Annotated in this window: 14 protein-coding genes; 9 read left to right on the forward strand and 5 right to left on the reverse strand. The window is 72.2% G+C overall.

The genetic code is table 11. The features are described from left to right. Positions 1–9 precede the first annotated feature (9 nt). Positions 10–861: a helix-turn-helix transcriptional regulator gene (locus tag ABZ860_RS38965; protein WP_357230438.1), complete on the reverse strand. Its 852-nt coding sequence runs from the start codon at positions 859–861 to the stop codon at positions 10–12. Positions 862–947: 86 nt separating this feature from the next. Between ABZ860_RS38965 and ABZ860_RS38970 the strand changes: the two genes are divergently transcribed. Beyond that, positions 948–1,757 carry a glucose 1-dehydrogenase gene (locus ABZ860_RS38970; protein ID WP_357230441.1) on the forward strand — a complete coding sequence of 270 codons (810 nt, stop codon included), beginning with the start codon at positions 948–950 and terminating at the stop codon, positions 1,755–1,757. A gap of 87 nt (positions 1,758–1,844) precedes the next feature. Here ABZ860_RS38970 and ABZ860_RS38975 read toward each other — a convergent pair whose 3' ends face one another. Next, the gene (locus ABZ860_RS38975) at positions 1,845–2,585 is read right to left on the reverse strand and encodes a methyltransferase domain-containing protein (protein ID WP_357230444.1); all 741 of its coding nucleotides are present in this window, start codon (positions 2,583–2,585) and stop codon (positions 1,845–1,847) included. Between the two features lie 28 nt (positions 2,586–2,613). Here ABZ860_RS38975 and ABZ860_RS38980 point away from each other — a divergent pair, with 28 nt between their 5' ends. Beyond that, the gene (locus ABZ860_RS38980; RefSeq protein ID WP_357230447.1) at positions 2,614–3,042 is read left to right on the forward strand and encodes a MerR family transcriptional regulator; all 429 of its coding nucleotides are present in this window, start codon (positions 2,614–2,616) and stop codon (positions 3,040–3,042) included. Positions 3,043–3,051: 9 nt separating this feature from the next. Here the strand turns inward: ABZ860_RS38980 and ABZ860_RS38985 are convergent, their stop codons facing one another. Together ABZ860_RS38985 and ABZ860_RS38990 are read right to left on the reverse strand one after the other, a co-directional pair. Next, positions 3,052–4,473 carry an MFS transporter gene (locus tag ABZ860_RS38985; RefSeq protein ID WP_357230450.1) on the reverse strand — a complete coding sequence of 474 codons (1,422 nt, stop codon included), beginning with the start codon at positions 4,471–4,473 and terminating at the stop codon, positions 3,052–3,054. A 77-nt stretch (positions 4,474–4,550) separates the two neighbouring features. After that, entirely contained in the window at positions 4,551–5,456 is a 906-nt protein-coding gene (locus ABZ860_RS38990; RefSeq protein ID WP_357230452.1) for a MerR family transcriptional regulator, read from the reverse strand. A gap of 117 nt (positions 5,457–5,573) precedes the next feature. Here ABZ860_RS38990 and ABZ860_RS38995 point away from each other — a divergent pair, with 117 nt between their 5' ends. The 5 genes from ABZ860_RS38995 to ABZ860_RS39015 all read left to right on the forward strand — a co-directional run bounded on the left by ABZ860_RS38995 (position 5,574) and on the right by ABZ860_RS39015 (position 9,251). After that, a complete protein-coding gene (locus ABZ860_RS38995; protein ID WP_357230455.1) occupies positions 5,574–6,395 on the forward strand; it encodes an SAM-dependent methyltransferase in 822 nt (273 codons plus the stop codon). A gap of 89 nt (positions 6,396–6,484) precedes the next feature. Beyond that, on the forward strand, positions 6,485–6,922 hold the full coding sequence (locus tag ABZ860_RS39000; protein ID WP_357230458.1) for a nuclear transport factor 2 family protein: 438 nt from the start codon (positions 6,485–6,487) through the stop codon (positions 6,920–6,922). A 16-nt stretch (positions 6,923–6,938) separates the two neighbouring features. Further along, entirely contained in the window at positions 6,939–7,835 is an 897-nt protein-coding gene (locus ABZ860_RS39005; RefSeq protein WP_357230461.1) for a LysR family transcriptional regulator, read from the forward strand. Between the two features lie 554 nt (positions 7,836–8,389). Next, positions 8,390–8,833 (forward strand): DoxX family protein, encoded by a 444-nt coding sequence (locus ABZ860_RS39010; protein WP_357230464.1) that lies wholly within the window; start codon positions 8,390–8,392, stop codon positions 8,831–8,833. Positions 8,834–9,080: 247 nt separating this feature from the next. Continuing rightward, positions 9,081–9,251, forward strand: coding sequence for a hypothetical protein (locus ABZ860_RS39015; RefSeq protein WP_357230467.1), 171 nt, complete (start codon positions 9,081–9,083; stop codon positions 9,249–9,251). Between the two features lie 164 nt (positions 9,252–9,415). On the opposite strand, the gene ABZ860_RS39020 is transcribed toward ABZ860_RS39015, so the two are convergent. Next, entirely contained in the window at positions 9,416–9,598 is a 183-nt protein-coding gene (locus tag ABZ860_RS39020; RefSeq protein WP_357230470.1) for a hypothetical protein, read from the reverse strand. Positions 9,599–9,601: 3 nt separating this feature from the next. On the opposite strand from ABZ860_RS39020, the gene ABZ860_RS39025 reads away from it, so the two are divergent. Further along, positions 9,602–12,076: a glycoside hydrolase family 9 protein gene (locus ABZ860_RS39025; RefSeq protein WP_357230473.1), complete on the forward strand. Its 2,475-nt coding sequence runs from the start codon at positions 9,602–9,604 to the stop codon at positions 12,074–12,076. A 13-nt stretch (positions 12,077–12,089) separates the two neighbouring features. Then, a complete protein-coding gene (locus ABZ860_RS39030; protein ID WP_357230476.1) occupies positions 12,090–14,828 on the forward strand; it encodes a glycoside hydrolase family 9 protein in 2,739 nt (912 codons plus the stop codon). Positions 14,829–14,881 lie beyond the last annotated feature (53 nt).

The raw sequence follows: 14,881 nt of genomic DNA on the forward strand, positions 1-14,881 counted from the left end.
CAGGGCTGTTCAGCGGGGGGCGTCCATGCGCTGGGTGCCGATGACGGACAGCAGCCGCAGCGCCTCGTCGGACGGCGAACCGGGGACGGCGGTGTAGATCACCACCTGCTGGTCGCGGTCGGCGATGTCGAGGGCGTCGCAGTTGACGGTGATCGGGCCGACCAGCGGGTGCCGGAAGGTCTTGCAGAGCGTGGGCCCGTCCGCCACGTCGTGGGTGGCCCACAGCCGCGCGAACTCCGGGCTCTTCGCGAGGAGCTCGTCCACCAGCCCGGTCACCTCGAGTGCGTCGGGGTAGCGGGCGGCGGCGGCACGCAGTCGCCGGGCCGCGTGCCGGGCGAAGTCATCGGCGTCGGAGACTCCGTACAACCGCCGCCCCTCGCGGTGCGGGCCGAGGAACGCGCGGCGCACCAGGTTGCGGTCACGCCGGGACAAGGCCGAGAAGTCCTCCATGAGGGCGGCCGCCAGCTCGTTCCAGGCGAGCACCTCGAGCGTGGCGGACGTCACGAACGCGGCGGCCTGCGGCAGCCTCGCCAGCAGGTCCAGGATGCTCTGCCGCACCTCGCGCGGGGGTCCCGGCGGCGGGGCGGGCGGGGCGCCCGCGAGGTGGTGGAGGTGGGCGCGCTCGGCGTCCGACAGGCGCAGGGCCCGGGCCAGCCCGGCGAGCACCTCGCGCGACGGGCGCGGGCCGCGGGCCTGCTCCAGCCGCGTGTAGTACTCGGTCGAGATGAACGCCAGCTGCGCCGCCTCCTCACGCCGCAGGCCCGGGGTGCGGCGCCTGGGCCCGGCGGGCAGTCCCACGTCGGCGGGGCTGATCCGCTCGCGCCTGCTGCGCAGGAAGTCGGCCAGTTCTCGTCGGTTCACACCTCCAGTGTGCGCGGAGCGCGGAGGCGATCCAGGTACCGCCGGTGCCTGGATGGGCCGGCGCCCGCCGATGCAGGCTCACTGCCATGGACAACACACCGACCACCGACACGACCATCTCCTCCACCCCCGGCGCTCCTGGTCTGCTGACCGGCAAGGTCGCCTTCGTCAGCGGCGCGGGACGCGGTATCGGAGCCGCGGCGGCGCGGCTGTTCGCCCGGGAGGGCGCCCGAGTGCTGCTCGCGGCCCGGACGGAGGCGCAGCTCAAGGCGGTGACCGAGGAGATCCGGGCGGCGGGCGGCACCGCGGACCACGTGGTGTGCGACCTGGCCGACGCGGCGAGCGTGCGGGCCGCCGTCAGCCGCGCGGTGGACCTGTACGGCCGGCTCGACGTCGCCTTCAACAACGGGGCGACCGGCCAGCGGCCCGGTCCGATGGACCGGATGCCGGAGGCCGACTTCGACCGCGTCTACGCCGTGAATCTCAGGGGCGTCTGGCTGGCCATGGCCGCCGAGGTGGAGGCGATCCGGGCCACCGCGGGCACGGGCGCCATCGTCAACAACTCGTCCGTCGGCAGTTGGGGAGGCAACCCGGAGCTTGCGGCCTACGGCGCGATGAAACGGGCGGTCAACAGCCTCACCGAGTCGGCCGCCGTCACCTACGGCCCCGAAGGCATCCGCGTCAACGCGATCGCTCCCGGCAACACGCTCACCGAGATGATCCGCGCCTGGGAGGCGGAGTCCCCGGGTCTCCAGGAGCGGCTCACGGCGCAGACGCCGCTGCGCCGCGGGGCCGACCCCGCCGAGATCGCCGAGGCCGCCGCCTGGCTGCTGAGCGACCGTGCCTCCTTCGTGACCGGCGCCGTCCTGCGGGTCGACGGCGGCGCGGGGGTCTGAGCCGGGGAGGACCTCCTCCCTCGCGGATCCATTGACCGTGCTTATGGACGCTCGCACCGGCTGCCTCGGCGGCCGGAGGGAAGGCGTTCACGGGCGCCGCGCGGCGGCCAGGAACATGGGCACGGCGAGGAACAGCCTGTCCCGCCGCGCGCGGCCGGTCTGCTCCGCGATCCAGTCGTCGGCCTGGCGCCGGGTGACCGCCCCCGCCGCGTACGCGCCCTCGGCCACGCCGGTGACCATCGGCAGGAGCGAGCCGTCCGTGAAGACACCCGTGCGGACCTCGGCGGTGACGTCCGCGAAGCCCGCGTCGAGCAGGAGGGTGCGGTGACGGCGGGCCGCGTGCGGGCTGGGCACGGCGTCCGCCCGCGCCCGCACCATGACCCGGGTGAGAGCGGGGTCGTCCGAGTCGATCACGAACGTGTCCCAGTCCTGCCCCACCAGGACGATCCGCCCGCCGGGGGCGAGCACCCGCCACGCCTCGGCCGCCGCCCGCGCCGGATCGGCCAGGGCGTGGTAGACCTTGTCGGCCCGATAACCGGCCAGCTCGCCGTCATCGAACGGCAGGTCGCAGGCGTCCGACCGGCGGAAGTCCAGGCCCGGGTGCCGCGACCGGGCGACCTCGATCACCTGCCCGTCCGCGTCCAGGCCGATCGGTCGCGCGCCCAGGGCGGCCATCTCCGCGACGGCCAGTCCGGCGCCGCAGCCCACGTCCACCACACGGCTCCCGGCGGCCAGGCCGAGAAGTTCGTACGTGCGGGCGCGCAGCGCCGCCTGGCCCGGATGCCTGTCCACACGGTCGAGAAGGGCGATGAGGGATCGGTTCGACATGGGAGACAGCGTCCGACTTAATGTCGGCATGAAGTCAAGCGCGACCATCGGCATCGGCGAGGCGGCCGCCCGGTTCGGCCTCGCCACGCACGTCCTGCGGCATTGGGAGTCGGTGGGGCTGCTGACGCCCGCCCGGGTCGCGGGCGACCGCCGCCGTTACGGCCCCGACGACCTCTTCCGGGTGGCCGTGATCCTGCGGGCGAAGGAGGCCGGGCTCGGCCTCGACGAGATCCGCGAGATGATCGCCACCCGCGCGGCGGCCGAGCGGCGGGAGATCCTCCGCCGGCGGCAGGCCGAGCTCCGGCGGCGCATCGAACAGGCCCGCGCGGCGCTGGAGGTGGTCGAGTGCGCGCTGGGCTGCGACCACGATGACGTCACCGGCTGCGCGCACTTCCAGCAGGCCGTACGCGAACGGATCGGCCTGCCGTCTCCCGCGCCGCTCGCCGACGCCCGGTGACGGGAACGCTCACCCGGCGGCGTCCCGTTCTTGCGGGCCCGGCGCCGTACGCAGGGTGATGACGATCGCGGCGATCCACAGCAGGGCCGACAGGCCGCCGGCCCATCGCAGGCCGGCGGTGAACCTCTCGGCGTCGGCGGGGTCCTGCACGATGGCGCCGAGGACGGCGACGCCGAGCGCGCCGGCCGCCTGCCGGGCGGTGTTGTTGACGCCTGAGGACAGGCCGGGACGGGAGGGAGGCCCGGCGCGCAGCGCCGCCGCGACCACGGACGCGGTGAGCAGGCCCATGCCCAGGCCGAGGCCGAGCAGTGCGGGGAGGAGCGCCGCGTACGGACCGGTGGGGGTCACCAGCGCCAGGCAGGCGGCGCCGGCCGTGCCGAGCAGCAGCCCGCCCAGCATCGGGAGCCGGGGCCCGTAGCGGGCGGCGACCCGCCCGGTGATCGGCGCGCACAGCGCGAGGGGGGCGAACAGCGGCAGCAGCATCACGCCGGCGGACAGGGCGTCGTGGTGGCGGACGCCCTGGAGATACAGGGTGACGACGAAGATGAAGCCGATCCCGACGAAGTTCATCAGGGCGGCGACGGCGTTGGCGCCGACGAAGCGGGAGCTGCCGAGGACGGACGGCGGAAACAGGGGCTCGGGTGCCCGGCGCTCCCACCAGGCCAGGGCGGCCGTGCCGAGCACGGCGACCACGGCGGCTCCCGCCGTCTGGGCGGAGACTCCCGAGTGGCCGTACGCGATGGCGCAGTAGGTGAGGGCGAGCAGGGCGACGGCCGCGGCGAGCACACCCGGGAGGTCCAGCCGCCGTCCGGGTGCGGGCTCGTCCCTGCCGACGCGACGGAGGGTGAGCACGATGGCGACCGCCACGACGGGCAGGTTGACGAGGAAGACCGAGCGCCACCCGGCGAGGGTGACGAGCAGGCCCCCGAGCACCGGACCGCAGGGCAGCGCCAGGGCGGACACCCCCGCCCAGATGCCGAGGGCGCGGGCCTGCTCGGCGCGTTCCGGGAAGGTGGTGCCGACCACGGCGAGGGTGCTGGGCAGCAGCAGCGCCGCGGCGAAGCCCTGCAGGGCGCGGGCCGCGACCAGCGTGCCGATGCCGGGGGCGAGGCCGCACAGCAGGGAGGCGGCGCCGAAGAGGGCGAGCCCGGCGACGGCGACCGTACGGTGTCCCAGCCGGTCTCCCACGGCGCCGGCGGCGAGCAGGCACGCGGCGAGGACGACGGTGTAGGAGTCGACGACCCACTGCATGCCGGGCAGGCCGGTGCGCAGGTCCGAGCCGATGTGCGGCAGGGCGACGTTGACGACGGTGACGTCGAGCTGCACGAGGAACATGCCCGCGCACATCACGACGAGGATCGTCCGGCGTCTGCGGTGCGCCCCGGCCGGGCCTGGGCCGGGGGCGATACGGGGAGTCTTCGTCCACGACATACGTCATCGGTGCCCGCGAAGACTTCGGCCACCGCCGAAGCGTGAGGGAAGCGCTACTGATCCGCGCGACCGGGTGCTCAGGGGTGGGCGCGGAGGGCGGCGAGGAGCCAGGCGAAGTCGTCCGCGTGGGACGGCTTCGGCTCCCGGCCGTTGATCACGGCCATGAGATGCCGATAGCGCTCGGCCTCGGCGAACATGCCGGCCTCCAGGCGCTCCCTGACGGCCGCCCGGCCGGCGGCGTCCATGTCGCCGAGCAGGCTGCCGACGACCTCGGCGGCCTCGGGCGAGTCGGGGCGCACCCCGTTCTCCCGCGCCTGGCCCACCTGCCAGACGACCTTCTTCGCGAACCACATGAAGGCTCCCGGCTCCTGCCCCGAGCGGTTTCGCGTGTTGTGCTCCACCATGTCGCGCATCCGGCGCCGGAAGTCCGGGTCGCGCACGAGCTCGGCGAGCTCCACCCAGGCGTCCACCTGCTCGGGCGTGGGGTCGTCGGGCAGGCCGATCTCGGTGTGCCGCAGCCGGTTCCTGAGCTCCGGATCGGCGTCCAGGCCGCCGAAGACCTCGTCGACGAAGTTCTCGATGATGCGCCGCCGTTTGTCGGCGGACAGCCGTGCCAGATCGTTCAACAGTTTCGTCTCCTCCGTGCCGGACCGCCGCCTCGCGACGGTGCTGAGCACCGCGCGCCGGAGCCGCAGGGTGCGGATCTGCGCGTCGAGTGCGTCCACATGGACGGCGGCGACGTCGGCCAGGGTGACCTTCCGCTCCAGCACCCGCCGTACGTCGTCCAGGCCGAGACCGAGATCCCGCAGCGTCCTGATGAGCTCCAGCCGGGCCACGGCGCCGGCGTCGTAGAGCCGGTAGCCTCCCTCGCTCCGCTCCGCGGGCGGCAGCGCACCGACGTCGGACCAGTACCGGATCGTGCGCACCGGCATCCCGGTGCGGCGGGAGAGCCATCCGATGGTGAACAGCCCCTCGTCGTCCATGACACCGAGTCTGGTCTCTCCACCGGCTGGAGACTCAAGGGCCTGTCCTCACGACTATGCCGCGGGCCCGGGAGTCTCTAAGGTGGGGCAGTGATCATGTGACGGCAGGAGGACCGGGTGAGCGAAGGCTCGGCGGACGGCTCCGGCGAGGAGCACCGTCCCAAGCTCGACACGAGCGTGCCGCACTCGGCACGCATCTGGAACTACTTCCTGGGCGGCAAGGACCACTTCACGGTCGACCGCGAACTCGGCGAACAGATCCGGCAGGCCTACCCCGGCATCGTCGACATCGCCCGGCAGTCGCGGGGCTTCCTCGGCCGGGCCGTACGGCACCTGACGGGCGAGGCGGGCATCCGGCAGTTCCTCGACATCGGCACCGGCCTGCCGACCGCCGACAACACCCACCAGGTGGCGCAGCGGGTGGCGCCGGAGTCCCGCGTCGTGTACGTCGACAACGACCCCCTCGTGCTGGTGCACGCGAACGCCCTGCTGACCAGCAGCCCGCCCGGCGTGACCGACTACATCGAGGCCGACGTGCGCGAGCCGGACAAGATCTTGACCGCCGCGTCGAAGACGCTCGACTTCGGCGAGCCCGTGGCGCTCATGCTGCTGGGGATCATGGGCCAGGTGCTCGACGACGAGGAGGCGTACGCGATCGTGCGCCGGCTCATGGACGCCCTGCCGTCCGGCAGCCACCTGGTGTTCGAGGACGGCACGAAGGTCGTCCTGCCCGAGGCGGCCGACGAGGCGGAGCGCATCCGCGCCGAGGGCGGCGACCCCTACCGGTTGCGGACGCCCGAGCAGATGGCCCGCTTCTTCGACGGCCTCACCCTGCTGGAGCCGGGGGTGGTGTCGGTGTCGCGGTGGCGGCCCGACCCCAGCACGTTCGGGGAGGCGGCCGAGGTCGACGCGCTGTGCGGGGTCGCCCGCAAGGACTGACCTCCGACGCGCCCCGACCCCTGCGCGCCGCGCGCCTGCGTCACCTCCCGTCGCCGGGGTAGGAGTTCCAGGACGGGGACGGGAGGCGCATGGCTGAGATCGGCGCGCTGCTCGACGCGCTCACGGACGCAATCAGCTCCCAGGACGAGGAGCGAGTGGTCCGCTGCTTCAGCCCGAGGGCCGTGTTCGTCACGCCCGCGGGGGTGGTGGAGGGGCGAGAGCAGATCGGCTGGTACTTCCGGCAGCTCTTCACGGCGTTTCCCGACATGCACAACGAGACCACCACATGGGCCGTCCTCGACGACACCATCGTCACGGAGTGGACGTTCAGCGGCACCCACACCGGGCCGCTGCTGCTGCCCGGCGGCACGGAGATCATGGGCACCGGCCGCCGCGTGGTCTTACCCGCGGCCGGCGCCTACACGATGGGCGACGACGGCGCGTTCGCCAGCGGGCGGGTCTACTACGACCAGTTGGCGTTCTACCGCCAGACGGGCTGCGACCTGCGTCTGCGCAGGACCGTCTGACCTCCCATACTGGAGCGTGGACTCCGGCCCGCCGCTGCGCGACATCGGCTGCTTCGCCCTCGTCGCCCGGCACCTCAGCTTCTCCCGCGCCGCCGCCGAGCTGGGCGTCTCCCAGCCCGCCGCGAGCCAGGCCGTCGGCCGTCTCGAACGCGCGCTCGGGGTCCGCCTGTTCGAGCGGACCAGCCGGGAGGTCCACCTGTCGCCGGCCGGCAAGGCGCTGCTGCCGTACGCCGAGGCGCTGCTGGAGTCTGCGGCCGCCTTCTCGGCCGAGGCGAGGCGGCTCGCCGCGCGGGACGGCGCCGGTGTCCGCCTGGCCTATCCCCCGCCGGCCGGCGGCCTCGCGGCGCGGATCGCCCGCCGGATGGCACGCCGTGAGCCCCCGGCCGAGGTGGAGCTGCGCCCGGCCGGCCGGGCCGCCGCCGTCGCGGCCCTCGCCGCCGGCGAGGTGACCGCGGCCATCCTCGCCGCCCCCTTCCCGCGGGAGCTGACCACCGCCGCCCGTTTCCACGTGCCCGTCGGGCATCTGGCCGTACCGGCCGGGGACCCGCTCGCCGGCCTGCCCCGCCTGCAGCCCGAACGGCTCGCGCGGCACCGCGTCCTGCTGCCGCGCGAACGGCCGCCCGGCGGGATGTGGGCGCGGCTCGCCGCCCGGGTCGGGCCGCACCGGCAGCACGTGGTGGCCGACGAGATCGACGACTTCGCCGCCGTGCTCGACCTGGTCGCGGCCGGTGTCGGCCTGCTGCCGACTCCCTCCCTGGTCGTCACGTCCGTCCGCAGGGACGACGTCGCCTTCGTCCCCCTGGACGCGGGCGACCTTCGCCTGACGTACGCGCTCGCGTGGCGGGGCGAACGGCTGTCGGCCGGGTTGATGGCGCTCGTGCGGACGGCGCAGGAGTGCCTCTGGACGAGGTAGCCCGCGAGTTCAAGGCGGTGATCCGAGAAAGTTTCACGCCGTCTCGCGGAGCCGGGCCGTCCGCGTCCCGGAAGTATCGGCAGGTGACCGGGGTGCCGCCATGGATTCGAAGACGCAGTGTCGCCATTTCCTGACCGAGGATTAGTTGAAGCCTTGACTAGCGACACCATTTTCAGCATTCTTGGGACTACGCCGCCCCAACGCGTATTCGCCGCCGAATAAGCGAGGCGCGGCCGCCGTGGCCCGTGGGCGAACCGCGAAGCCGGCAGCGACGATGCTGCGAGTTTCGGGCTTTCACCAGCGGTTCCGGGTCTTTTGCTCGCATATCCGCGCGGCTTTACGCCGCCGGGCGTCCAATTCGCCGACAATGTGAGCCACGGAACGCAGGAAATGACGGCCGATTTACTTTGCCATGACTGCGAATAGGCGGCGGCCGGAGTTTCCCGTTTCCCTTCCGCCGGGCCTCGGTTTTCCCGGCGCATTCCCATCGGCCGGTTCGGTCGCGTCCGCACGTGCGCGGCCCGGCCCGACCGGCAGGCACAGAAGGTGATCACATGAAAACGGACCAGATCAGGGGACCAGTCCTCTCGCTTTTCCGCGTCGTGACGGGGCTGCTGTTCGTCTGCCACGGCGTGGCGACGATCTTCGGCGTGCTGGGCGGCCACCGCGGCACCGGTCACGCCTTGGCGATCGGCACGTGGCCGAGCTGGTGGGCGGCGGCCATCCAGCTGGTCTTCGGGACGCTCGTCCTCGTCGGGCTGCTCACCCGCGTCAGCGCCGTGCTGTGCTCCGGCTCGATGGCGTACGCGTATTTCACCGTCCACGCGCCGCGGGGCCTGTTCCCGCTCCTGAACGGAGGCGAGGCGGCGGCGATGTTCTGCTGGTCGTTCTTCCTCATCGCGGTCTTCGGGCCCGGCGCCTGGGCGCTGGACACGCTGATCCACCGGATGCGGCACCACGAGGTCGAGACGTACGCCCCCGCGCCCGCACAGGCGTGACCACGCCCCGCCGCCCGTAGGGCGAACCGAAAGCGCGGGGCCCGGCACAACCCGCGCGGGTGCCGCCTCGCGGCCGGACGTCACGGGCGTCGGGCCGCGAGGCAGGCGGGCCGCTCTCCCGGCCCGATCACTCCTCGGCGACGTCCACCGCATGCGGCCCGCACGGGAGATCCTCTCCGTCGGCCGTTCGGATGGCGTGAACCTGATCGGTCCATCGTCCGACTGTGCAGGGTGACGGGAGGACGAGATGACCGACGAGCTGCTGGTGGTGCGCGCGCAGCTGGGCGAGCGCGCGGCGCCGGCCGAGCTGGTGGCCCGCTGGCGGGTGTTGCCGCAGGGCGGCGTTGCTGCGCCGGGCCCGCGAACTCGCCCGCGCGCGGGCGCATCCCTCCACGTCACGCACGCACACCTCCGATAACTGACTCGACGAGACGAAGGGCGCTTCGATGGCACACAATCCGAGACTCATCCGCCGCCGGTTCGGCAGGACGGCGTTGCCCGTGGTGGCCCTGGTCGTCGCCGGAATCCTCCTCGCGGGTGTGCTCATGCTGCTGGTGTGAACGCCGGGCCGAGCTGAAAGTTTCAGCTCCGCAGCGTGCCCTCGGCCGTCCTGACCTGGACGTACCGCTCCGTGACCGGAGCGTGCTTGGATCGCGCCACCTCGCGTACGCACGATCCGGGCGGGAGTCCTCCCGAGATCGTCCCGCCCGTTTCCGGGGCGGCCCCGCCCGGCGGGGCCGGCCCGTCGTCCTTTCCGAGGGGCATGTGATGCGACTACCGCGACGGCTGCTGAGCGCGAGCACGGCGACCGCACTGGCCGGCGCCCTGCTGGCCCTCACCTCGACCTCCACCCCCGTTGCGGCCGCCTCCTTCAATTACGGCGAGGCGCTGCAGAAGTCGTTCCTGTTCTACGAGGCCCAGGAGTCGGGGCACCTGCCGTCCGCCAACCGGGTGACCTGGCGGGCCGACGCGACCGTCAACGACGGCAAGTCCGCCGGGGTGGACCTGTCCGGCGGCTTCTACGACGCGGGCGACCATATGAAGTTCGGCTTCCCGATGGCGGCCATGACCACCACGCTGGCCTGGGGCGGCGCGGACTACCGGGCGTCCTACGAGCGCTCGGGCCAGCTGCCGTACCTGCTGAACACGCTCCGGCAGGCGGGCGACTACTTCATCCACGCCCATCCCGAGCCGAACGTCCTGTACGTCCAGGTCGGCGACGGCGGTGAGGACCACTCCTACTGGGGGGCTCCCGAGACCGTCGAGGCCAAGGGCCACAAGCGGCCGGTCTACAAGATCACCGCTTCGTGCCCGGGCACCGACGTCGTCGCCGAGACCGCCGCCGCGATGGCCGCCTCGTCGATCGTCTTCCGGCCGACCGACCCGGCGTACGCCGACACACTGCTCACCCACGCCAAGCAGCTGTTCACGTTCGCCGACACGACCAAGGGGACGAACGGCCGCGACACGGCGTACGTGAACTGCGTCAGCGCCGCACAGGGGTTCTACAACTCCACGGGCGAGGGCGGGCAGGTCGAGGGCGCCACGAAGATGTACTGGGACGAGCTGGCCTGGGCCTCCCTCTGGCTCTACCGGGCCACCGGCACCGCGGGCTACCTCGACCGGGCGCGCGAGTTCTACCCGAAGATGGGCGCCCAGGAGGACCCGGGCAGCAACGGGCAGCAGGTGCCGGTCTTCAACTTCGGCTTCGGCTGGAACGACAAGCAGTACGCCGTCTACGAGCAGATGGCCGAGCTGACCGGCGAGCAGCGATACAAGGACGACGTCCAGCGCTACCTCGACTACTGGACCGTCGGATACAAGGGCAAGAAGGGCACGATCACCCCCGGCGGCCTGGCCTACATCTTCTACTGGGCCTCGCTGCGCATGGCCGCCAACACGGCCTTCGTCGCGTTGAAGTACGCCGACTTCCTCGGCTCGGGCGACCCGCTCTACGCGCGCTACCACGACTTCGGCAAGCGGCAGATCGACTACGCACTCGGCGACAACCCCCGGCACTCCAGCTACATGATCGGGTTCGGGACCAACCCGCCGCGCAACCCGCACCACCGCGGCGCGCACGGCTCCTGGACCAACGCCGGTCCCGACGGCGAGCCCGCCGTCAGCAGGCACATCCTGTACGGCGCGCTGGTCGGCGGCCCGGACGGCGCCGACGCCTACACCGACAGCCGGGGCGACTACGTCAAGAACGAGGTCTCCCTCGACTACAACTCCGGCATCACCAGCTCGCTCGCCGTCCTCTACGGCAAGTACGGCGGCTCGCCCCTGGCCACGCTGCCCCGTGAGACGCCCGACGGGCCGGAGTTCTATCTCGAGCCGACGATCACCCACACGACGCGGGAGACGGCGGCCAAGACCTTCGTCATCAACAAGTCGGCCTGGCCGGCGACCGTGCTGGACAAGGCGAAGTTCCGCTACTACTTCACCCTGGACGGCTCGACGACGGCGAGCCAGGTCACGGTGAGCACGTCCTACACGCAGTGCAAGCAGCCCACCGGGCCGCACCTGCTGGAGGGGCGCACCTACTACGCCGAGGTCGACTGCACCGGGACGCTCATCTTCCCCGGCGGCCAGTCGGAGTACCGCCGCGAGGTGCAGCTCCGCATCGGCGTGGCCGACGGCGCGACGTGGGACCCGTCCAACGACTGGTCGGCCAAGGGCGCGGACCGCATGACGCTGTACGGCAACGACGGCCGCCTCATCTGGGGCACGCCGCCCGGCGCCGAGCCGTCGCCCAGCCCCAGTGCATCCCCGTCCACGTCACCCTCGCCGTCGCCGTCCGCGTCGCCCTCCGCGTCCCCTTCGGCGTCGCCGTCCCCCAGCCCGTCGCCCAGCCTGTCGGTCTCGCCGAGCCCGTCCCCCTCGCCCAGCCCGTCGCCGTCTCCGTCGCCGTCGCCGTCCACCGGTGGCGGGTGCAAGGTGACCTACGGGACCAGCGACTGGAGCGGCGGCTTCACCGCGACCGTCACGATCACCAACACCGGCGGCACGGCGATCAACGGCTGGACGCTGAAGTTCGCCTTCCCCGGCACCCAGAAGATCACCCCGCCCGGCTGGTCGGCCACCTGGACCCAGACCGGAGCGAACGTCTCGGCCGTCAACCTCGACTGGAACAAGACCATCACCCCCGGACAGTCCATCCAGATCGGCTTCAACGGCACCTACACCGGCAGCAACCCCAAACCCACCGCATTCACCGTCAACGGCACCACCTGCTCCTGAGACGAGGCCATCCATGAGACTCCTGTCCCTGGGCGGGGTGGCCGCCGTACTGGCCGCCCTGCTCGTCCCGGGCCCGGCGCCCGCGCAAGCGGCGAGCTCGTACAACTACACCGAGGCCCTGCAGAAGTCGATCTACTTCTACGAGGCGCAGCAGTCGGGCAAGAAGCCCGCCTGGAGCCGGGTGGAGTGGCGCGGCGACCGCACGCTGAACGACGGGAAGGCCGCCGGGGTGGACCTGTCCGGCGGCTGGTACGACGCGGGCGACCACGTCAAGTTCGGCTTCCCGATGGCGTTCACCACGACCATGCTGGCCTGGGGGCTGGTCGAGAACCGGACCGGCTACGCGACCCAGCTCACGCCCATGATGAACAACCTCAAGTGGGCCACCGACTACCTGATCGCCGCCCATCCCGACCCGGAGACGTTGTACGTCCAGGTGGGCGACGGCAGCGTGGACCACGCGTACTGGGGCCCGCCCGAGGTGATCGACATCAAGGGCATGGCGCGGCCGGTCTACAAGATCACCCCGACGTGCAAGGGCACCGACGTCGTCGCAGAGACGGCGGCGGCCATGGCGGCCTCCTCGATGGCCTTCCGGCCGACCGACCCGGCGTACGCCGACACGCTGCTCACCCACGCCAAGCAGCTGTTCACGTTCGCCGACACGACCAAGGGCTCCAACGGTCAGGACACGGCGTACACGAGTTGCGTGCCGGGCATCTCCGGCTACTACAACTCGACCTGGGAGGGCGGCTCCGACCACCCGGGCGCGACCAAGATGTACTGGGACGAGCTGGCCTGGGCGGCGGTGTGGCTCTACCGGGCCACCGGCACCGGGAGCTACCTCGACAAGGCCCGCGAGTTCTATCCGAAGATGGGCGGCGAGCCCGACGTGGGCCAGGGTGCGGGCGGAACGACCGTCCCCGCCTACAGCTTCGGCCTCGGGTGGAACGACAAGGAGTACGGCGTCTACGCGCTGATGGCCACGCTGACCGGCGAGCAGCGATACAAGGACGACGTCCAGCGCTACCTCGACTACTGGACCGTCGGATACAAGGGCAAGAAGGGCCCGGTCACCCCCGGCGGCCTGGCGTACATCTTCAACTGGGCGTCGCTGCGCATGGCGCTGAACACCGCCTGGGTGGCCCTCGTCTACGCCGACCACCTCGGCCCCGGCGACCCGCTCTACGCCCGCTACCACGACTTCGCCAAACGGCAGGTCGACTACGCCCTCGGGGACAATCCCCGCCACTCCAGCTACATGGTCGGCTTCGGCACCAACCCGCCGACGCACGTCCACCACCGGGCGGCCAGCGGCCAGTACCTCGGTTACATGAGCGACACCACCGGCCCGAACCTGCACGTCCTGTACGGCGCGCTCGCCGGCGGCCCGGACCAGACCGACGCCTACACCGACAGCCGCACGGACTACGTCCGCAACGAGGTGGCGATCGACTACAACTCCGGCATCACCAACGTGCTCGCGCGGTTCGCCAAGGAGTACGGCGGGACGCCGGTGGCGGGCTTCCCCGCCCCGGAGGAGAAGTACGACGAGATCTACGCCGAGACCGGCAACGTCTACACCGGCGTGGACGGCACCTCGCTGACCGTCACCATCACCAACACGTCGAACTGGCCGCCGCGCGTCCTCCAGTCGGGCAAGGCGCGCTACTACTTCACGCTCGACGGCTCCACCTCCATCTCCCAGGTCAAGGTGACCGGCGGAGACAGCAACGGCTGTGCCGTGACCGGGCCGGCACTCGCGCAGGACCGCACCTACTACGCCGAGGTGGACTGCACGGGCAAGCCCATCTATCCCGGCGACGCCCAGCTCTACCGGCGCGGCACGCAACTGCGGATCTCGGTGCCGAACGGCGCGACCTGGGACCCGGCCAACGACTGGTCGGCGTCGGCGGCGTCGCACGTGCCGGTGTACGACGGGAACACACTGGTGTGGGGCACGCCGCCCGGCGGCACGCCCAGCCCCTCCCCCTCGCCCAGCCCGTCGCCGTCGCCCTCGCCCTCGCCGTCTCCTTCGCCCTCGCCGTCGGCTTCGGTGGACACCACGCCGCCGAGCGCTCCCACCGGGCTGTGGGTCTGCGGGGCGGACTTCGTCAACGCCGTCCCGATGTGCTGGACGGCCTCGACCGACGACACCGGGGTCACCGGCTACGACGTCTACATGAAGCAGGGCACGGGCTTCACCAAGATCGGCTCATCCACGTCCACCCTGTACGTCGCGGACAAGCTGGTGGCCGGGACCAGCTACACGTTCTACGTCGTGGCCAGGGACGCGGCCGGCAACACCAGCCAGCCCTCGGCGACGCTCACCGCGACCGCCCAGTCCGGACTGCCCAGCCCGTCGCCGTCTCCGTCGCCGTCCCCCTCGCCCAGCCCGTCTCCCTCTCCGTCGCCGTCGCCATCACCGTCCGTCGGTGGCGGGTGCAAGGTGACCTACGGGACCAGCGACTGGAGCGGCGGCTTCACCGCGACCGTCACGATCGCCAACACCGGCGGCACGGCGATCAACGGCTGGACGCTGAAGTTCGCCTTCCCCGACACTCAGAAGATCACCCCGCCCGGCTGGTCGGCCACCTGGACCCAGACCGGAGCGAACGTCTCGGCCGTCAACCTCGACTGGAACAAGTCCATCGCCCCCGGACAGTCCATCCAGATCGGCTTCAACGGCACCTACACCGGCAGCAACCCCAAACCCACCGCATTCACCCTCAACGGCACCACCTGCTCCTGATCCCCCACTCGCGGTCCCGGGCCCCCCGCGGCGCCCCCCCCCCCGCCCGCAGG

Origin of the sequence: Microbispora sp. NPDC046973 (genome assembly GCF_040644495.1) — a bacterium.
Taxonomy (GTDB): domain Bacteria; phylum Actinomycetota; class Actinomycetes; order Streptosporangiales; family Streptosporangiaceae; genus Microbispora.